Origin of the sequence: Pseudomonas capeferrum (assembly GCF_013523055.1) — a bacterium.
Lineage (GTDB): Bacteria > Pseudomonadota > Gammaproteobacteria > Pseudomonadales > Pseudomonadaceae > Aquipseudomonas > Aquipseudomonas capeferrum_A.
In genome coordinates, this window is sequence record NZ_JAAMQM010000020.1 from 41,894 (window position 1) to 59,937 (window position 18,044).

At 60.9% G+C, this 18,044-nt stretch carries 18 protein-coding genes and 1 pseudogene; 8 read left to right on the forward strand and 11 right to left on the reverse strand.

The genetic code is table 11. The annotated features are described in order from the left end of the window. The 6 genes from G7009_RS21095 to G7009_RS21120 form a co-directional block, all read right to left on the reverse strand. Positions 1 to 1,770: a GMC family oxidoreductase gene (locus G7009_RS21095; RefSeq protein WP_181132034.1), complete on the reverse strand. Its 1,770-nt coding sequence runs from the start codon at positions 1,768 to 1,770 to the stop codon at positions 1 to 3. Between the two features lie 34 nt (positions 1,771 to 1,804). Beyond that, positions 1,805 to 2,524, reverse strand: coding sequence for a gluconate 2-dehydrogenase subunit 3 family protein (locus tag G7009_RS21100; RefSeq protein ID WP_181132035.1), 720 nt, complete (start codon positions 2,522 to 2,524; stop codon positions 1,805 to 1,807). Positions 2,525 to 2,985: 461 nt separating this feature from the next. Beyond that, positions 2,986 to 3,513 carry a hypothetical protein gene (locus tag G7009_RS21105; protein WP_181132036.1) on the reverse strand — a complete coding sequence of 176 codons (528 nt, stop codon included), beginning with the start codon at positions 3,511 to 3,513 and terminating at the stop codon, positions 2,986 to 2,988. A gap of 39 nt (positions 3,514 to 3,552) precedes the next feature. Continuing rightward, positions 3,553 to 3,777: a DUF2188 domain-containing protein gene (locus tag G7009_RS21110; RefSeq protein WP_181132037.1), complete on the reverse strand. Its 225-nt coding sequence runs from the start codon at positions 3,775 to 3,777 to the stop codon at positions 3,553 to 3,555. A gap of 54 nt (positions 3,778 to 3,831) precedes the next feature. Beyond that, the gene (locus tag G7009_RS21115; RefSeq protein ID WP_181132038.1) at positions 3,832 to 3,999 is read right to left on the reverse strand and encodes a hypothetical protein; all 168 of its coding nucleotides are present in this window, start codon (positions 3,997 to 3,999) and stop codon (positions 3,832 to 3,834) included. 78 nt (positions 4,000 to 4,077) lie between these two features. Further along, complete coding sequence (locus G7009_RS21120; protein WP_181132039.1) at positions 4,078 to 4,224, reverse strand: hypothetical protein; 147 nt, start codon at positions 4,222 to 4,224, stop codon at positions 4,078 to 4,080. Between the two features lie 564 nt (positions 4,225 to 4,788). Between G7009_RS21120 and G7009_RS21125 the strand changes: the two genes are divergently transcribed. Both G7009_RS21125 and G7009_RS21130 read left to right on the forward strand, forming a co-directional pair. Continuing rightward, entirely contained in the window at positions 4,789 to 5,505 is a 717-nt protein-coding gene (locus G7009_RS21125) for a hypothetical protein (protein ID WP_181132040.1), read from the forward strand. A 197-nt stretch (positions 5,506 to 5,702) separates the two neighbouring features. Then, positions 5,703 to 5,887: pseudogene (locus G7009_RS21130) on the forward strand (hypothetical protein); the annotation flags it as partial. A 46-nt stretch (positions 5,888 to 5,933) separates the two neighbouring features. Here G7009_RS21130 and G7009_RS21135 read toward each other — a convergent pair. From G7009_RS21135 to G7009_RS21145, 3 genes are read right to left on the reverse strand one after another with little or no spacing between them, the layout of a single operon-like run. After that, positions 5,934 to 6,701 (reverse strand): enoyl-CoA hydratase-related protein, encoded by a 768-nt coding sequence (locus tag G7009_RS21135; RefSeq protein WP_181132041.1) that lies wholly within the window; start codon positions 6,699 to 6,701, stop codon positions 5,934 to 5,936. A gap of 10 nt (positions 6,702 to 6,711) precedes the next feature. Next, positions 6,712 to 7,455 carry an enoyl-CoA hydratase-related protein gene (locus G7009_RS21140; protein ID WP_181132042.1) on the reverse strand — a complete coding sequence of 248 codons (744 nt, stop codon included), beginning with the start codon at positions 7,453 to 7,455 and terminating at the stop codon, positions 6,712 to 6,714. Then, on the reverse strand, positions 7,455 to 8,150 hold the full coding sequence (locus G7009_RS21145; RefSeq protein WP_181132043.1) for an SDR family NAD(P)-dependent oxidoreductase: 696 nt from the start codon (positions 8,148 to 8,150) through the stop codon (positions 7,455 to 7,457). Before G7009_RS21145 ends, G7009_RS21140 begins: the two co-directional genes overlap by 1 nt. A gap of 250 nt (positions 8,151 to 8,400) precedes the next feature. On the opposite strand from G7009_RS21145, the gene G7009_RS21150 reads away from it, so the two are divergent. From G7009_RS21150 to G7009_RS21170, 5 genes are all read left to right on the forward strand, one after another. Continuing rightward, complete coding sequence (locus G7009_RS21150) at positions 8,401 to 8,808, forward strand: Zn-ribbon domain-containing OB-fold protein (protein ID WP_181132044.1); 408 nt, start codon at positions 8,401 to 8,403, stop codon at positions 8,806 to 8,808. A gap of 10 nt (positions 8,809 to 8,818) precedes the next feature. Next, positions 8,819 to 9,934, forward strand: a complete 1,116-nt coding sequence (locus tag G7009_RS21155) for an acyl-CoA dehydrogenase family protein (RefSeq protein WP_181132045.1) — start codon at positions 8,819 to 8,821, stop codon at positions 9,932 to 9,934. Then, positions 9,931 to 11,133 carry an acyl-CoA dehydrogenase family protein gene (locus tag G7009_RS21160; protein ID WP_181132046.1) on the forward strand — a complete coding sequence of 401 codons (1,203 nt, stop codon included), beginning with the start codon at positions 9,931 to 9,933 and terminating at the stop codon, positions 11,131 to 11,133. Before G7009_RS21155 ends, G7009_RS21160 begins: the two co-directional genes overlap by 4 nt. A gap of 69 nt (positions 11,134 to 11,202) precedes the next feature. Further along, positions 11,203 to 12,402 carry an acyl-CoA dehydrogenase family protein gene (locus G7009_RS21165; RefSeq protein WP_181132047.1) on the forward strand — a complete coding sequence of 400 codons (1,200 nt, stop codon included), beginning with the start codon at positions 11,203 to 11,205 and terminating at the stop codon, positions 12,400 to 12,402. Between the two features lie 3 nt (positions 12,403 to 12,405). After that, positions 12,406 to 13,554 (forward strand): acyl-CoA dehydrogenase family protein, encoded by a 1,149-nt coding sequence (locus G7009_RS21170; RefSeq protein WP_181132048.1) that lies wholly within the window; start codon positions 12,406 to 12,408, stop codon positions 13,552 to 13,554. Positions 13,555 to 13,739: 185 nt separating this feature from the next. Here the strand turns inward: G7009_RS21170 and G7009_RS21175 are convergent, their stop codons facing one another. Together G7009_RS21175 and G7009_RS28080 are read right to left on the reverse strand one after the other, a co-directional pair. Then, positions 13,740 to 14,927 (reverse strand): acetyl-CoA C-acyltransferase, encoded by a 1,188-nt coding sequence (locus G7009_RS21175; RefSeq protein ID WP_181132049.1) that lies wholly within the window; start codon positions 14,925 to 14,927, stop codon positions 13,740 to 13,742. A gap of 20 nt (positions 14,928 to 14,947) precedes the next feature. Next, positions 14,948 to 17,290 carry an acyl-CoA dehydrogenase gene (locus G7009_RS28080; RefSeq protein WP_181132050.1) on the reverse strand — a complete coding sequence of 781 codons (2,343 nt, stop codon included), beginning with the start codon at positions 17,288 to 17,290 and terminating at the stop codon, positions 14,948 to 14,950. Positions 17,291 to 17,408: 118 nt separating this feature from the next. On the opposite strand from G7009_RS28080, the gene G7009_RS21185 reads away from it, so the two are divergent. Then, complete coding sequence (locus G7009_RS21185) at positions 17,409 to 18,020, forward strand: cysteine hydrolase family protein (RefSeq protein ID WP_181132051.1); 612 nt, start codon at positions 17,409 to 17,411, stop codon at positions 18,018 to 18,020. The last annotated feature ends 24 nt before the right edge of the window (positions 18,021 to 18,044 follow it).

Here is an 18,044-nt window from a genome sequence, read left to right on the forward strand (position 1 = left end):
TTATGCCTGAACCAGCGGGCCAGGGTTTTTCAGGTACTGTTCCTTGATGGCCTGGGCCGAGAACAGGGTCAATGCGCCGATCAACGCGGTGGGGTTGGCCTGGAAGTTCTGCGGGAAGGCGTTACCACCCGGTACGAACACGTTGTGTACGTCCCAGCTCTGCAGGTAGCGGTTGAGCGCGCTGGTTTCCGGTGAATCGCCCATGATCGCCCCGCCCACGTTGTGGGTAGAGACGTATTTGGTGATATCCCAGTGCGAATCCATGGACAGGAAGCTTTCGCTGAAGCTGTCCGGGCCGAGCTCCTTGGTGATGTCCCTGACGATGCCGCGCAGGTACTGCTGCAGTTTCAGCTCGTTCTGTCTCCAGTCGAAGGTGATGCGCAGCAGGGGCTGGCCCCACGGGTCCTTGTAGGTAGGATCGAGATCGACGTAGTGCTCGCGGTAGGACATGCAGCCGGTGGAGATGCTGATCTTCATCGAGTGGCCGTACCAGTCGTTCATGCTCTCTTTCCAGCCCTGGCCCCATTCCGGCGTGCCGGCGGGCAACGCGGTGCCGATCGGCGTACCGGTGGCCTGGGAGCTGTGGATCTTGGCACCGCCGATGACACCCAGCGACGGTCCATCGAAGTTGCCTGGCGAGATGTCGTTGAACATCTGCCCGGTGGCCCCGGCAGTGGCGAACGGGTTGAACTGTTTGTCCTTGAAAAACAGGGTATTGCCACCGACGCTGAGGAACGCGTAGTTGCGGCCGATGGTGCCCTTGCCCGTCAGCGGATCGTACGGCTTGCCGATACCCGACAGCAGCATCAGGCGCACGTTGACGAACTGGAAGCCCGCCAGGACGACGATCTTGGCGGGCTGGAAGACTTCGTTGCCCTGGGCGTCGGCGTAGGTCACGCCCTTGGCTGTCTTGCCATCGGCATGCAGGTCGACCCGCAGCACGTTGGCGTTGGTGCGGTAGGAGAAATTCTCCATGCGCTTGAGCGAATCCAGCACCGCCGTCTGCGGCGAGGCCTTGGAATAGTTCAGGCAGGGGTACTTGCTGCAGTAGCCGCAGTAGTTGCACGGCGCGATCTGGTTGCCATAGGGGTTCTTCCACGCCTGCGAGACGTTCGCCGAGGGGTTGGGGAACGGGTGGTAGCCCAGCTTGCGCGCGGCATCGGCGAACATCGTGTTGTTGAGCGTGTCTTTCAACGCGGGCAACGGGAAGGGACTGGAACGCGGGCCCTCGAAAGGATCGCCGCCCTCGATGATGCGCCCCTGCAGGTTGCCGGTGTTGCCGGACAGACCGCAGATCTTGTCGAACTTGTCCAGGTACGGCTCGATCTCCTCCCAGGTGAAGGGGTAGTCGCCGATCTGCATGCCCTCCTCCAGCTGACCTCGGGTGTAGGCCTGATCCGCGTAGGTCTTGAGCTTGATATCGGTAGGGGTAGGACGAATGAGTACGCCCGTCCAGTGCAGCCCGGAACCGCCGACGCCGGTGCCGGGGACGAAGGCGCCCCACTGACGGGTCGGCAGCGCGGTGTCGCGCATGCTGTGACGCACGGTCAAGGCGCCATCCTTCGGCGTAACCATGATCTTGTTGCGTACGCCATAAGCATACTGGTCGGCCGGTTTCGGGTAGGTGAAATCGGCGTTGTTGCGGTCCTCGCCGCGCTCCAGGGCGCGGACCTTGAGGCCGGCCTGCGCGAGCTCGATGCTCATCAGAGAGCCTGTCCAGCCTAGGCCGACGACGACTACATCGACTTCGTCATTGGTTATGTTCGACATAAGAAACCTGCTTGCTTGATGCATTGCGAATGGATCAGCCGCGATCGCCGCTGAGACTGACCGGCCCAAGTGGGTACTGGACGTTGTGCTGTGCCACCCATTCCAGGTAGCTGGCACGCGCGCCCGGGAAGCCGATGGCGATCCAGGCCTTCATTCCCTTGTTGCCGCCATAGATCGGGTCGGCCAGGTAGCCCTGCCGGGTATGGTTGAGCAACTCGGAGAAGAACGGCTTGGAGGTCAGGATGTCCTCGCCATAGGCGGTGAAATTCACCTCTCCGGCCTGGACCTTCTTGAGCACATCGTCCTGGGCGGCGGGATCGAGCAATGCGAAACGCTGACGGTGCGTGTCCTGGCACCATGCCTCGATGGCAGCGATGCTCTTGCGGTAGATCTGCTGGGGCAGGAAAGGCAGCTGGTAACCCAGGGTGGCGGGCGCATTCACGTCGAACGGCCCCTCCAGGTAGATCTCGCTGCCCAGGTCGCTGGCCAGCTGCTGGTCGATGAAGATCGGCACGTTGGTTTCCAGCGCGCCCGGGCCACGGCCTTCACCCGGAATCAACCGATCGCAGGCCGACATGATGAACGTCCATTCAGCGGGGCTGAAGAAGGTCGGGGTATAGGCTTCAAGGCTCGGGGCTATCATTTCCGCGGCCACGGCCGCACTGAGCCCTTTCATGGTCACGCCCAGCGCAGGGAGGGCGATCAGTGAAGAAAGCAGAAACTTTCTTCGCGAGGTTTGCTTGGACAACAACATGTAGGTTCACCTATGACTACTCACAAGGAAACCCGGATGACGCAAGGCAAGGGCCGAGCGTTCTAACGCTGTATCGACCTGATGCAGTCCCTTGGCGACAGCCGAATTGCCCACGAGGGCACATTGATCGACTGCCCAGGTTCCAGAACGTTCAGGTTGAAACGAACGATGCCATGACGTGGGGAAAAACATGCAGACCGAAGTCGGCACCGCCATCGTTGCGCGAAGCGCAGGCCGGAACAGGGGATGGCAAGCCTGGCTGGCTGCTCTTTTTATGCTGGGCTGGCATCAGGGCGTCCGTACCGAATTCGGAACGGAAACAGCGTCGAGGGGTGCGATACTTTCAGTATCATCTGCTCATCACGGGCCTTGAATGGTAACAGCTTCGCCAGCGGAAGTAACAAAGCATTACAAGATTGAGTTAATCAGGCAGGTTGTCGCAGGCTCTATCGGCTCCGGCGCTACCAGCCGAACGTCTGCTCGATCGCACTGCGATAGGGTGTCCGGATCTGTGGGGGTACTCGCTGGATATAGCGCTTGGCATGCTCCAGCGCATCCCCTGTGAGACTACCGAGATACTCGATGACATCAACCTGCGAAGGCATTCTGTTTTCGATATTTGCGTAGCGCGGCGGCAAGGCGGTCCACACCACGGCATCGAGTTCACGAGCAGCCGCCCATCGGCCGAGGACGCCTTGGTCGTCTTCACGGACAATCAGCGAGCCGATAGCGTCGCCGCGGTGTGCCGGTATCTGCTCGCGCGCTTTCAGGGTTTGGCATGCCTCGGCCAGATCGGCGCTGGCGAGCACGGCCCAGTACACCGGCAGCGGCGATGTGGTGAGGCAGATCGCCGTGGCCAGCTCGCTGCCATCCGCCACGCGGCAGAACTCTACGGGCACGTGCGGCCCGTCCTCATGCCACGGGCCGACGACTTCCAGCGGTTCCGGCTTCCAGATCAATGAGCCCCATCCCAGACACGCGATCTTCATGCTGTCCTTGCCATTTTCGTGAACGCGAGCCGCATCGGGTCAACCCTTGGACTTGCTAGGATCCGCGGACCTTGGATAAGTGCGCTCTTCTTCGATGCTGCCGTCGGCGCGGTGGATTTTTACCGAGGCTGTCTTGCCGTCGAAATAATCGGACAACGCACTCACCAGTTCCTGCTTGGTAGCGCCCCGCTTGGAGGCGCGTTCGGCACCCTCTTTCTTGAGTTCCCAGCCTTCTGAAGTGGGGTTCAGGTGATAATTGTCCATGTCATGCTCCTTAGCTGTCATTGCGAGTGAACTGCCTAGGCATGGACCACGCGATCACTTCCGGTGTTCCACCGGGTTTTCCGAGGCCTGTTCCAGGCGTGCCTGGCAGGCGGCGAGCGCGACACGACAGTTCCCCAGTTCATCCTCGAGATGTTCACGTTCGAGCTGCTGGCGAGCCAGGGAAGCGCGCACCGCCTCCAGCTGCTCGCGTGTTTGAATCACCTGCCTGAGCAATTCCTCTCGCGCCCCTTGGGCCTGACTTGCGCCGTACTGGTGCGACCATGATGCAGGAGTTGGGTGTCACGCTATGGTCTTGTCGCTCAGTTGGGAGAGCCGTTGCTTGGCACCCTGGTCGAACAACAGCCGGCAGCGGTTGAAGTAATCCACCAACGTGCCCTGTTGCCGCAACCGGTTGAGGAAAGGCACCGCCCCGCGTACCCACCCCATTGCAGGACCGCACGGCCGTCTCCAACCGGTTGCGCAACAGGTCCAGGGAAACCTTGGTGCTGGCCCAGATCGTTGGATGCCACCCACTGCCCCGGTCTAGTAGCCCTGCCAGCCGCTGCCCAGCATTACAGCGCATGCACGTTCAGGATGCCGACCACCTGTTGGTCCAGGCTACCCTTCACAAACTTGCTCGACGCAAAAACGCAGATGAACCTTGAGCTTTGAGAGCGTTACCTGCAGCCAGTCGATGAAGTCGTGTACATCCGGCTGAGCGAGAAAAGTCTTCCGATCCACCTGTTTGCTGTCACTCCGAAAAAAGTTTCGCTGCTCTACTGCCGCGCAAACGGACAGCATTGGGCATTCATACAGGTCAACTTTTCAAACAGGTTTGCGACTGGCCTGGCCTATTTGACAGCCATCCCGCGACGGACTAGACCCCATATTGTCTGACCGGCCTTTGGCCTGGTACGGGGACCATCAGCAACCGTGCGCTCGCGAAGCCAGCCTCGCGTATCGCGCGACGCGAGGTCAGCTTTCGTCCCGAAACCGACTAGGTGACTGCCAATGCTTAGGTTTCTATTGCTCTTCCTGCTAGCCCTTCCGACGAGCTTGGCCTTCGCTGATACTGCGTTCCCGTATTTCGCCAAAAGCATCAACCAGATCCATGAAATCCTTGGCAAATCACCCTCGCCCAAGCGCAGCGATCTGATACAGGTCACTACCCTGGCCTGCAACGCTTTAGGGCAGTTACTTGAGGACCCAAAGTTCAAGGAGGGCCTGCAGAGCGTTGCCAAAACCTCCGCCGAGAGTGACAAGCTACGTACCGAGATGGCGCGGAACCCTCAGCTTTTTACTTTGGCGTTCGTGCCCGTCGAAGAAAAGGTCTTCCAGGATGCAGGGCTCGATAAGGATCTCGCTCATGACCTCATTCACAAGCTGTCAAAATTCCAGGCCAACGTTGGTGCTCCTATCGATCCGGGTGCAGTCTCGAAACAGGTCGACGAGCTTAAACAAGAGTTCTGCACCAGTGCCAGGCAACTCCAGGCAATCAACGATGCCGAAGCCCAGCAAGCCGAGTCTGCGGCCAACTTCAAGAAGTGGATGTGGCGACTCGGCGGCGCAACCGTGATTGTTGCGGATGTTGGAGCGGCCCTCACCGTGTTTACAGCGAGCAGCGTGGCGGTCCCGGGGATCGGCACCGTCCAAGGGGCAATCCTCTCAGGCGCCGTAGTAGCGGGTTCGACAACGTTGGGGGGTAGCATGATGTCCTGGGGCGAGTAGACCTGCTGCCTTAGGCCTGGCTCCATAGAGCCGTGTTGACCACTACACCCTCTGCATCGCGTGCTCGATCACTTTCACCTACCTCAAGGACCGATCGCATGAAGCTGGAAACCCGGGTCATCCATGTAGGCTTCAGTACCGACCCGGTCATCAAGGCGGGCGTAGCCGTTGCCGAGCCCACCTGCTGAATACAGGCAATGACGCTCTTTTACCTGAAGCTCATTGTCACGCCCCTGCTGATGTGGGCCGTGTCCCTTGCCTCGCGGCGCTGGGGCAGCCTGTACCTGTCGATTGCCGACTCCTTGTGCTGATCGCCCTGCTGATACGCGCCACCGGCCGTGAACCCAAACCCGACACCCTTGCCAAGCCTGGTCACCGCTACTGAGGAATCCCCCTGCGATGAGAAATGGCTTGCAGTTCATCCAGCACTATTGGTTTCGCCAAACCGGGGAGCGCTTCTGAGCGAACGCCGCTGCGCCCTCCCGCGCATCCTGACTACTGAAAACCGCTGCAACCTGAGCCGGCAACGCGGCCAAAGCCGCAGCGGCGCCTTCCTTTTCGCATAAGCACATCAGCCGTTTGGTGGCGGCCACCCCAAGCGGGCTGTTGTCTGCGACACTTTGGGCAAAGTCCAGCGCTGCGGGCAGAACATTCGCAAGGGCTTCAACGCGGTTGACCAGGCCGAGCTGGAGGGCTCGGGGTGCGTCTAACAGGCCACCGGTCAAACCCATCTCCAATGCGATGGGAAGTGGAATCCGGGCAGGTAGCAGTACGCCTGTGCCGGCCGGGAACAAGCCGTGCTTAACCTCAGGCAAACCCAACTTAGCGTTGTTTGCCATTACCGCCATGTCACAGGCCAGCATGAGCTCGAAGCCGCCCCCTACCGCGGTCCCATTGACTGCAGCAATCACCGGTTTGCTAAAACGACCTTGCAGGAAAGTTTCAAAGCAGGCCGTTGATCGCCCCTGCTCCAGGATGGCGCCCTCGGAGAACGCTTTTAGGTCCATCCCAGCGCAGAACGCATTGGTACCCGTGGCGGTCAATACAAGCACCCGGACCTGCGGGTTCACTTCGCTTTGCGCCAAGGCCTCTGATAGCGCCTCGATCAGTTCGGGGTTCAGCGCGTTACGCTGCTCGGGCCGGTTAAGGGTAAGTATCTCTATAGGGCCTTCGCGGCGCCTGAGCAGAACCGTCATTGTCAATTCCCTAGCGGGTGAGAAAAGCATCGAACAGGGCCTGCGCCTCATCCGAGGCACAGCATTCCAGGAAGGCGCGCTCTTCGGCGGCCATGGCAGCCTCCAGCTCGCTACGGCAATGGCTCGCCATCAGCGCCTTGGTGTGCCGCAGTGCTTCGGCGGGCAAGTGCGTCAGTGCCTTGGCCCGCTCTAGCGCAACACTCAGGGCACTCCCCGCCTCTACCACCTCATTAATCAACCCGACCTCTCGGGCCACGTGGGCGGGGAAAGGCTCTGCAAAAAACAGCAGGTTAGAGGCAACCTTAGTGCCGCTTAGGCGCGGCAGTAAGTAGCTGGCGCCGCCCTCTGGGCATAGCCCCAGCGCCACAAAGGGCATGCGAAACGTACTACTCTTACTTGCATAGGCAAGGTCGCAATGCAGTAGAAGCGTTGTGCCGATGCCTATCGCGTAGCCCTCTACAGCTGCAATGACGGGTTTGCGTACCCCTGCGAGTACGCGAAGAAAGTCGATACCCGGTACTGACTGCGCGCCCTTCAGCAAGCGGAAGTCTGCCAGGTCGTTGCCCGCGGTAAAGTGCTCGCCCTCCCCGGTCAGCACGATGACGCTGATGGCGGGCTCAAGGTCTGCCGCCTGCAGCGCTTGCGTCACTTGACGGTAAGTCTCCAGATCCAGGGCGTTACGCCGTTGCGGGCGGTTGAAGCTGATCTGGCAAACGCCAGCCTCAGGCCGCCCAACCAAAGCACCCGCGCCCATCAGGACAGGCCCACCACGGGGATCACCGCACCGTGCAGGGCACTTGCTTGGGCAGAGGCCAGGAAGCTGATGATATCCGCCAGTTGTCGGGTAGAAACCCATTTGCTTGGGTCTGCATCGGGCATCGCCGCGCGGTTGGCTGGCGTGTCGATAATGCTAGGCGCCACGGCGTTGACGTTGATGCCGCCCTCTCGTAGCTCTTGGGCCATTGACTCGGTGATCCGCGCTACCGCGCTCTTAGCGGCGCAGTACGCGCCCATGCTGCCCTTGCCGGTGTTCGCCGAAGCGGCCGAAACGTTGATGATCTTGCCTGCGCCAGCCGACAGCATGCCGGGAACTACCGCCCGGCATGCATTGAGCGTGGTCGCCACGTTCATGTCCAGCATGCGCTCCCACACTGATGCGTCAGCGTCGTGTACCGGCGCGCCCATCGCGAAACCACCAGCGATGTTGCACAGCGCGAACGCAGGCCCCGAGGCCGCCAAGGCGGCGCCGAGCTTGGCCTGGGTCGCCGCGCCATCGGTCAGGTCTGCTACTACAAACTGCACGTTGCCACCTACGCCTTCATACGCTGAGTGAAGGACTGCGTCGTTGAAGTCCACCAGGAGCACCGCGTGACCTTGCTCGATGAACGCATGTGCTACCGCTTGCCCTAATGCGCCAGCGGCGCCTGTAACCACGATAAGACCGGACATTCGCGTATCTCCTAAGGATGCAATATAGCTGACCCTGAGTCAGCTATAAATGGATTTTGACAGCAGGCATAGCCCGCGCAATTTTTGGTTGGTGCTAACTCTACGGTCTGCTTGCTGGAACCGTGCCGCCGAAGAAACTATACATCAAAAGTAACACTGTGTTAGTTTTGCTTGCATGCAGGACTGTTGTAGATGGCTAACCGGGACCTGGCGCATGATGCAAGGTTTCCCCCTGGCCCTTGGAGAACCCATGAGCACTGTTTCCAACCGAACGCTTCCCGAACTGAATGACCTCAACCGCTTCTTCTGGACTGGCGGAGCAGACGGCCAACTGCGTTTTCTGCGCTGTGGCGACTGCCGTTTCTGGCTGCACCCGCCCGGCGTCGTTTGCCCTAAGTGCCTGAGTCGCAACCTCGCCGCCGAGGCTGTCTCAGGTATGGGCACCATCGAAGCCCTGACCGTCAATCACCAGCGCTGGAGCCCAGATCAAGAGGTGCCCTACGTTGTCGCAATTGTTGGCCTGGATGAGCAGCAAGGGCTGCAACTGACGACCAACATCGTGGGCTGCCCTACCGACGCGGCCTTTATAGGCCAACGTGTGAAGGTCATCTTTGAAGCGATGGAGGACGTCTACCTCCCGCTGTTCACTCCTGCCTGAGAGAGCCCGCATGCAAGCAGACCACGCTGAAGACCTCGCCAGCATCCGTGAACAGGCGCGTCGCCTGCTCGTGGACCAGGCAACACCTGAGCACTTGAAAAACCTGTTGAACGCGCCTGGCAGTTTCGACCAGGCGCTCTGGCGGCACGCTGTTGAACAAGGCTGGCCATCGGTGGCCATGCCAGAACAAGTGGGTGGGTTGGCGCTAGGCTGGAGCGGCCTTGCCGTGATCTGCGAAGAGCTTGGGCGGCTAACCGGTGCCCTGCCCCTCATTGCCAACGCGCTCACTGCGCATGCCGTGATCAGTGCCGGCATTTCTGGCCATCAGCAATTGCTGGAAGACTTGACCAGCGGCGCGTTGACGGCTGCGTTGGCGCTGGCCGACCCGAGCGATAGCGGGATCTGCAGCCCAGGTGCTGCCAAGGAGAGCAACGGCCGCATCGATGGTGTGAAAGCGCTCGCAGCCTTTGCTGCGGTAGCGGATGTCGCGCTGGTCCATGGCGTAAATGAACGCGGCGATGGCCTTTACCTGGTTCACCTTGATCAACCATCGGTAAAACGCCAGGTGCTCGAGGGTTTCGACAACGCCCGTGCCGCCGCGGCATTGCAGTTTGAGCAAACCGAGGCCGTTTACCTCGGGGGCGCCGAGCTGGTCAGCGAGATCAGCAGTTTGGCGGCGCTGGCAACTGCTTTCGAACAGCTTGGCGGCACCCATGCTTGCCTCGACATGGCCTGCGACTATGCCCGCGAGCGCCGGGCATTTGGCCAGGCCATCGGGGGTTTCCAAGGCATCAAGCACAAGTTGGCGGAAATCTACTGCCTGCTGGAAATCGCCCGAGGTTGCGCCGCCGATGCGCTAGACGCGTGGCAGCAACAGCGCCCTGACAAACAACAGTTGACCTGCGCTGCACGCATTGCGGCCACGCGCGCCTACAACCTCGCCGCCCAGGAGAACCTGCATGTTCACGGTGGCATGGGCGTCACCTGGGAAGCCATGCCGCACCACTACTATCGTCGTGCTCGCAGCTTGGCATTGGAACTGGGCAGCGTCGCTTACTGGCGTGAGCGGCTGCTGACTGACCTTGGGCTTGAATCCACAACCGTGGAAGTGGGGGGATCCGCATGAACCATGAACTCAGGTGCTACCGCGAAGATGCCCAGGCCTGGCTCGCTGAGCACGCACCCCGCTACAGCGGCCAGGCTCGGCACGGTTTGTCTTTCGATGATGACCTGGCCTTGGCCCGCGCCTGGCAGGCGCACAAGGTCGAGCACGGCTATGGCTGCATAACCCTGCCCCGCGAATATGGCGGCGCGGGTGAAAGCGAGCTGAAAAAAGTCATCTTTTGCGAAGAAGAGATGCACTACGACCTGCCTCTCGTCTATTTCGGCATTAGCCTGAACAACCCACTCCCCATATTCCTTCGCTATGCGCCGCAGGCCTGGAAACAAAAATTGGGCCCGGCCACGGTGCGCGGTGAGCTTATCTGGTGCCAGCTGTTTTCCGAGCCCTCGGCCGGCTCGGACCTCGCGTCGTTACGCCTCAAGGCAGTACCCACAGAAGGTGGCTGGCTGCTCAGTGGGCAGAAGGTCTGGACCAGCTGGGCGCAGATCGCTGACTGGGGTGTCGTCGTGGCGCGCACTGATGCAAGCCTGCCCAAGCACGCGGGCCTGACCTACTTCTTCCTGGATATGCGATCGAAGGGCATCACGGTGCAGCCGATCCGCCGATTGGGCGAGGAAAAAGACCTCAACGAGGTGTTTTTCGACGAGGTGTTCGTGGCCGATGAGCAACGTCTCGGTGAGGTCAATGGCGGTTTCAAGGTCGCCGTCGAGACCTTGATGATCGAGCGCTACGCGGTTACCGACGAGTCCGGTTACGGCCCCACCCTGGAAAACTTCATCGACCTGGCCAGCAAGGCCCGACTCAATGGCAGCCCGGCTTTGGCCGATGGCGAGGTGCGCGCGCGCATAGCTGAAACCTACGTCGAGCGCCAAGGGTTGAGGGCTATCCACCGTCGCGCCTTGGAAGCCTTTGCCCGCGGCCAGGAGCCGGGGCCTGAAGGGGCGATACGCAAGCTTCTACTAGGCCGGACCCGGCAGAACCTGGCGGCAATGGCCTTGGACCTGCTGGGCGCCAATGGTGCCCAGCTGGCCGCTCATGGTCACTCGGTCAACGATTTCGCCCGCGCGTGGCTAGACCCGAGCTTGCGGATCGCCGGCGGCACCGATGAGTTGCTCCTCAATACCCTGGCCGAGCGGGTGCTGGGCTTGCCCCAGGACCACCGACCGGACAAGGGCGTGCCCTTCAATGCGTTGGCCAAATAAACCGCGGTGAACCTGATGCCTACTAACAACAGGAGCGGGACCACCGCTCGGAACGAACAGGATTGACCCATGCATTTCACCCAGAATCTGGAAGACGAGCAGTTCCGTCAAGAGGTCCGCGCGTTCATCCAAGCCAACCTCCCCACGGACTTGGCCGAGCGCAATCACCGTGGCTACCACCCGTTGCGAGAAGATATCCGGCAATGGACCAAGATCCTCAATCGCCACGGTTTGTCCGGCGGCAATTGGCCCAAGCAGTGGGGGGGTACGGGTTGGTCGCCCGTGCGCCAGTTCATCTTCGATGAAGAATGTTTATTTGCAGGCGCGCCGCCGGTGGACACTGCCGGCTTCAAGATGATCGGGCCGGTTATCATGACCTTTGGCAGTGAGGCCATGAAGGCGGAATACGGCCCGCGCATCCTTAACGGCGATGTCTACTGGGGCCAGGGTTTTTCCGAGCCCAATGCGGGCTCCGATTTGGGCTCATTGAGCACGCGTGCGGTATGTGATGGCGACGAGTACGTGATCAATGGTCGCAAGATCTGGACGTCGTTCGTCGAAACCGCAGAAATGATCTTTGTCTTGGTCAAAACCGACCCCGAAGCCCGCCAGCGTGGCATCTCCATGATGCTGGTCGATCGCGAGGCCCCCGGCGTGACCATCAGGCCAATCCACGACATTGGCGAAAGCCACAGCCTCAACGAAGTCTTTTTTGATGACGTGCGGATTCCCGCGAGCAATCTGGTAGGTGAAGAAGGTAAAGGCTGGACCTATGCCAAGTTCCTGCTGGAAAACGAGCGTGCCTTCAGCGCCGAGTGGCCACGCAACAATGCCAACCTGGCACGCTTGCGCACCTTCTTGAACGTCGAACAGGCCGACGGCCAGCGCCTGATCGACCGCGCTGGCTTCGCGCCCCGCCTGGCCCAACTGGAGACCGACCTGCTCGCCCTGCGCTGGCTTAGCTTGCGCGCTCTGCATGAGAAGGCTGGCGGGCAAAGCCGCTTGCCAATGGGGTCGCTGTTGAAAATTCGTGGTTCGGAACTGCTACAGAAAATTGGCGACCTGCAGGTCGAGGCGCTGGGCTGCTACGCCAGTTACGTCTACCCCGACCCGCTGGCCAACGCCGCCGTGGAGAAGGCGTGGGCACCGGGGCCCGACTATGCCCCAGGCATCATGGCTGACTACTTCTATCGGCGTGCTACCACCATCTATGGTGGGGCCAACGAAGTACAGCGCACCATTATTGCACGCTCATTTCTGGAGCTCTGAGCCATGAATTTTCAACTCAACGAAGAACAGAGCATGTTGCAGGCCAGCGTGCGCCGGTTCATGGAGGCCAACTGCGCTTTTGACAAGCGCAGCCAGGTGATCGACCGCGGGTCGTTCGATGCAGCTCATTGGCAGCAACTGGCTGACTTGGGGTTGCTTGGCCTGACGGTACCGGAGGAATTCGGTGGCATGAACTGCTCCGCCGTTGAGGCGGCGCTGGTCATGGAGGAATGCGGCCGGGTGCTGTGCGTCGAGCCCTATTGGGCTATCGCGGTTCTGGCCGCGCAGACCCTGGCTGCCACGGCTGACCCCAAGGCCGGCCCGCTGCTCCAAGCTCTGTGCCTGGGTGAGGCACTGCCGGTGCTAGCCCACGAAGAGGTCAATGCCCGTGGCAACATGGCGAGCGTGCACACCCGCGCAACCGCAATCGACGATGGGCGCTGGCGGCTTAATGGCGAGAAAAGTGCAGTGGTTGCTGGCAACGTTGCCGACCTGCTGATCGTTTCGGGACGCACTAGCGCCAACAGCGACGACGAGCACGGTATCAGCCTGTTTCTTGTCGACCCTAACGCACCCGGAGTGGAGCGTCGCGACGTGCGCCTGATCGATAACCGTTGGGCCTGCCATCTGTACCTGAAGGATGTCGAGGTCAGCGATAAAGACCTCCTCGGTAGCGTCGGCCATGGCTTCGCTGCGCTGCGCCACGGTGTCGAACATGCCACCCTCGCCCTGTGTGCCGAAGCCATTGGGGTGATGGAGCGCGCGCTGTGGATTACCCGGGACTACCTGAAGATCCGCAAGCAGTTCGGCCAATTGCTGGGGGATTTCCAGAGCCTACAGCACCGCATGAGCGAGATGTTAATCGAGCTGGAACTCTCCCGCGCAACCCTGCACTACGCTCTTTCCAGCCTGGAGCACAGCCCAGCCCAACGCAGCCGCGCGCTCTCGGTTGCCAAGGCGCATATCGGCAAGAGTGGCCATTTCGTGTGCGGGCAGGCTATTCAACTGCATGGTGGCATCGGCGTGACCGAGGAATATGTGATCGGCCACTATTTCAAGCGCATGACCATGATCAATGGTGCGATGGGTAGTAGCATGCACCACTTCGAGCAGTTGGCTGCCCGCGAGAGGTCCATTGGCGTGTCGGTTTGACCGGCTTACACGAGCCCAGCAGCCAAGGGTTGGGCGTCAACCGCTTGCGCACCGTTGTTACCTAAAGCATGGCCGGGACTCTCTGGTCATGCTTTTTTTATGCGCCACAGGCCCCGCGGTATATGTCCTCAAGCATAAAAAAAGCGGGCGCCCTAGTGAGGACGCCCGCTCGCTATGCCGAGCCCTTAGCCGTACACTTCAAACAAGCCAGCGGCGCCCATGCCACCACCTACGCACATGGTGACGACGACGTAGCGCACGCCACGACGACGCCCTTCCAGCAGTGCACTACCGACCAGGCGCGAACCGGTCATGCCGAAGGGGTGCCCCAAGGCGATGCCACCACCGTTGACATTGAAGCGGTCTGGGTCGATACCCAGCTTGTCACGGCAGTACAGGGCCTGGCAGGCAAATGCCTCGTTCAGCTCCCACAGCCCCACGTCAGCCACCGTCAGTCCATGCTTCTTGAGCAGTTGCGGCACGGCCGAAAGCGGGCCGATCCCCATTTCCTCCGGCGCGCAGCCCGTAACCATAAAGCCGCGATAGGCCCCCAGGGGCTGCAAGCCGCGTTGCTCGGCAAGCCTGGCCTCCATGAGCACACACGCGCTAGCGCCATCGGACAACTGGCTTGCGTTGCCGGCCGTGACGCTGCCGCCTTGCAGCACTGGTTGTAGGGCGGCAAGACCCTGCGCAGTGGTGTCTGGGCGTAAACACTCATCTTGGGAGAACAAAAACTCCTTATAACTGATCGCCTTGGTCTCCTTGTCCACCAGCTTTTGCCGCACAAGCAGCGGCGCGATCTCTTCATCAAACACGCCACGGGCACGCGCGGCACTCGCACGCTGGTTGGCCAGCAGAGCGAATTCATCTTGTACTGCGCGGCTGATCCCGTAGGTGCGGGCGACATATTCAGCCGTCTCGATCATCGGCATGTAGGCTGTAGGCACAACCTCTACCAGGGCCTCATCCTTGTCCCGTACAGCCCATTCAAGATAGCTAGGCGTCAGCGCACTGACGTTCTCTGCCCCGCCGCCTATCACGATATCCATGTGATCAACCATGACCTGTTTGGCGGCTATTGCCACCGCCATCAAGCCTGAGGCGCATTGGCGGTCTACCGTGGAACCGGCAACTGTGACCCCCATGCCGGCGCGCAGCGCAGCCGCTCGCGCCAAGTTACGCCCTGCTGTCCCGGCGCCCATGGCAGCCCCGATGATGACATCCTCGACCTGCCCCGGTTCGATACCCGCGCGTAACGAGGCTTGCAGGAGCACATGGCCGGTCATGCTAGGCGACTTGATATCGTTGAGCGCGCCGCGATGAGCCTTGCCTATCGGGGTGCGGGCGGTGGAAACAATGACAGCTTCTCTCATGCAATTCTCCAGGTGCTTTTTCAGCCTCGGGGGGCGTTGGGCAAGTTGAGGACAGCCTTGGCCAGAATGTCCCGTTGTATTTCGTTGGCGCCTGCATAGACGCTCACTGGTCTGGCCATCATCAGCGGCCAGTGCAGGTCTGTGCCCAGGTTGCCGATCTGCACATCGCCCACAACGCCGCCATACTCTTCGCTGACCTCCAGGTTGAATTCGGTGATCCGCTGCAACAGTTCAGAGACATAGACTTTCAGCACCGAGGCTTCAGGCCCCGGTTCGATCCCTTGCTGGGCAATGCGGGTGCAAAGCTGCGCATAGAGGAGGCGGTAATCGTGTAGATCGGCTTGCAGGCTCCCGAGCCGATCAAGCACGCCTTGGTCACCGCTGCGGTGCAGCTGCGCAACCAGGCGTTCGGCCAGGTCCAGGGCGCTACCGGCCATTGCCGAGCTGCCGAGCCAGATCCGCTCATGCCCCAGCAAGGCCTTGGCCACACTCCAGCCCTGGTGCAGTTCGCCCACCAGGTTTTCAGCGGGCACCCGCACCGCGTCGAAAAACACCTCGCAAAACTCGTTCTCACCGGCAATGTTGGCGATGGGACGGATGCTTACACCTGGAGCATTCAGGTCAATCAGCAGAAAGCTGATGCCCTGCTGCTTCTTCTCGAACTTGCCAGTCCGTACGAGGGTAAAGATGTGAGTGCAGTCTGTTGCGTGGGTACTCCAGATCTTCTGCCCGCTAACCACGTATTCATCGCCCTCGCGCACGGCTTGCGTACGCAGGCTGGCCAGGTCCGAGCCGGCGCCGGGCTCCGAGTAACCTTGGCACCAGACGTCTTCGCAGCGCAGAATGCGCGGCAGATAATAGGCCCTCTGCGCCTGGCTACCCCATTGAATCAGGGTTGGGCCGAGCTGGGTCTCGCCATTGTCGATAATGCGTCCTACCCCAGCACGCTCCATCTCCTGCTGATAGATCCACTGCTTGCTGAAAGAAATGCCCATGCCGCCATACTCACGCGGCCAGGCGGGGGCGCGCCAGCCGTGGTTGTCCAACAGCCGCAGCCAATCGCGAAGATCGTCCCCGCGAAGGCGCAGGAACGGGCGTCGATCGCTCTGTTTCAAGTGCGCGGGGTAATGGCCTTGCAACCAACGGCGCAGGCGCAAGCGAAACTCGTCATCAGACCACTCGCGCGGGTCACTGGACGCGCTTAGCTGAATTTCCAGGCCTTCTGTGTCCGCTAACTGCTGCGCACGCACGCTTGGGTACGCCGCTGCAAAGCGGCGCCGATGGGCCTCGACCGAGCCCAACCAGGCCCCGCCAAACTGCGCAGCACGCAAATACAGGCCAATATCCACCTCTTCTGCAAAGCCCATTGCACCATGCAACTGCACGGCTTGCTTGCTGGTCAGGCGCGCCGCCGAACCGCACCGTGCCTTGGCGGCACTGATCGCGGCCTCGGTCGTGCTGGCCAAGGGCGCCTGTTCATAGCATTCCAGGGCGTGCTGCCAGGCAGCATTGGCCAACGAGATCTCGATATGCAGGTCCACGCAGCGGTGTTGTACGGTTTGGAACGAACCGAGCGGACGTGCGAACTGTACGCGCTGGCTCACATAATCAAGCGTCTGCTGCAGGCAGCCAGCGGCCTGCCCAGCCTGTTCAGCGCTGTGGGCGATACGCCCTGCCGCCAGCGCCTGTCGCAGCGCTAACTCAGCCTCAGCACCCACCAACAGCGGCTCAGCGTACAACAATGGAGCCTCGTTGAAGTGCACATGGGCCTGGGCGCCGATGCCGGCCGCAAAATCGTCTATGGCAACGCCTGAGGCATCGGCAGCGATCGCTACCAAGGCAAACTGGCCGTCCAACTGGGCGCTTACCAGCAGCACCGAATCTTCCTCACAGCCCAACACGAATTGCTTGCTGCCCCACAGCACGCCGTTCTCGACCCGGCATGCGGGGAGCGGTAGCGCCAGTTGCCCTGCGGCCTCCTGCCAAGCGAGCGTGATGGGCCGCTCAGCCAGGCTCAGCCAACCGGCTAGCTCGGCTACGTCAGCGCTGTGGTTGTGCCTAGCGGCTGCCTGGAGCAGCACCGATGGCATCACACAGCAGGCGACAAAGGGCTCTGCAAGCAAATGTCTGCCCATAACCTCGGTCAATACACAGGCTTCGCTCAAGCCGAGCTCACTGCCACCTAGCACCTCCGGTAGCATGACACCGGTCCAGCCTAGCTCAGCCATCCCTTGCCATAGCCGCCGTTCAAGCGGGCGCACCCGGCCGATCCAGCCGCGCAGGCGGGAGGGCGCATGATTGCCCGCTAGAAAATCGTTCGCCGAATCCCTGAGCAGTTCTGACACACTTGCATGATCATTCATTTCAGCTATCCCATCGCCAAGAAACTGATAAACTATCAGCTATAAAGGCTGTGTGACGCAATATGTAAATCCGCTGCGACCCACCATAACGACGAAAAACAACAAAGATGGAGGCAACATGCTCAGAGGCTTGGATAAGGGACAGCGCGCAGCGCTGCTGATAAGCGAGTGTCAGCAAGGGGTTATAGACCCATCGCTGTCACCTTTCGAAGGGCTGGCCGAGCAGGCTGCGAAGCGCAACATCGTGCAGCGCATCGCTCGCCTTGCAGAGGCATTCAGAAAGGCAGAACTGCCTGTCATTCATTTACACGTCGTGCACCGCCCTGGTTACCCTGACCTACCGCGCACCAGCGCGATCATCGTCCGTTCGGTCAAGGCCCAGCGCATGATCGCTGGTAGCCGGGATGTACTGCCGGTCGATGCGCTAAAACCCCAAGCTACCGACCTGGTTCACGCTCGCAGCTTCTCCTTGGTCGGCTTCCATGGCACCGAGCTGGATTCACTGCTGCGTAACATGGGCGTGCAGACGCTAGTGCCGGTCGGGGTGTCCACGAACGTGGCAATCTCTGGCTTGTCTCTCTGCGGCTCGGATCTGGGCTACCAGGTGGTGGTTCCGGAAGACTGCATCGCTGGCGCTTCGGCCGAGACCCATGAATTTATCGTGCGTAATCAGCTGCCGCTGTACAGCACTGTCAGTCATAGTGATGCCGTGATCGAGACGCTGAGCTGAAAGTAGGCCGGGGCCGCAGCGCGG

Coding starts and splice junctions, on each gene's coding strand:
- G7009_RS21170 (WP_181132048.1), top strand. CDS start 12,406: ATGAATTTTCAACTCAACGAAGAACAGAGCATGTTGCAGGCCAGCGTG.
- G7009_RS21100 (WP_181132035.1), bottom strand. CDS start 2,524: ATGTTGTTGTCCAAGCAAACCTCGCGAAGAAAGTTTCTGCTTTCTTCA.
- G7009_RS21175 (WP_181132049.1), bottom strand. CDS start 14,927: ATGAGAGAAGCTGTCATTGTTTCCACCGCCCGCACCCCGATAGGCAAG.
- G7009_RS21160 (WP_181132046.1), top strand. CDS start 9,931: ATGAACCATGAACTCAGGTGCTACCGCGAAGATGCCCAGGCCTGGCTC.
- G7009_RS21140 (WP_181132042.1), bottom strand. CDS start 7,455: ATGGGCGCGGGTGCTTTGGTTGGGCGGCCTGAGGCTGGCGTTTGCCAG.
- G7009_RS21105 (WP_181132036.1), bottom strand. CDS start 3,513: ATGAAGATCGCGTGTCTGGGATGGGGCTCATTGATCTGGAAGCCGGAA.
- G7009_RS21155 (WP_181132045.1), top strand. CDS start 8,819: ATGCAAGCAGACCACGCTGAAGACCTCGCCAGCATCCGTGAACAGGCG.
- G7009_RS21110 (WP_181132037.1), bottom strand. CDS start 3,777: ATGGACAATTATCACCTGAACCCCACTTCAGAAGGCTGGGAACTCAAG.
- G7009_RS21150 (WP_181132044.1), top strand. CDS start 8,401: ATGAGCACTGTTTCCAACCGAACGCTTCCCGAACTGAATGACCTCAAC.
- G7009_RS21120 (WP_181132039.1), bottom strand. CDS start 4,224: ATGGGGTGGGTACGCGGGGCGGTGCCTTTCCTCAACCGGTTGCGGCAA.
- G7009_RS21125 (WP_181132040.1), top strand. CDS start 4,789: ATGCTTAGGTTTCTATTGCTCTTCCTGCTAGCCCTTCCGACGAGCTTG.
- G7009_RS21185 (WP_181132051.1), top strand. CDS start 17,409: ATGCTCAGAGGCTTGGATAAGGGACAGCGCGCAGCGCTGCTGATAAGC.
- G7009_RS21095 (WP_181132034.1), bottom strand. CDS start 1,770: ATGTCGAACATAACCAATGACGAAGTCGATGTAGTCGTCGTCGGCCTA.
- G7009_RS21145 (WP_181132043.1), bottom strand. CDS start 8,150: ATGTCCGGTCTTATCGTGGTTACAGGCGCCGCTGGCGCATTAGGGCAA.
- G7009_RS28080 (WP_181132050.1), bottom strand. CDS start 17,290: ATGAATGATCATGCAAGTGTGTCAGAACTGCTCAGGGATTCGGCGAAC.
- G7009_RS21165 (WP_181132047.1), top strand. CDS start 11,203: ATGCATTTCACCCAGAATCTGGAAGACGAGCAGTTCCGTCAAGAGGTC.
- G7009_RS21135 (WP_181132041.1), bottom strand. CDS start 6,701: ATGACGGTTCTGCTCAGGCGCCGCGAAGGCCCTATAGAGATACTTACC.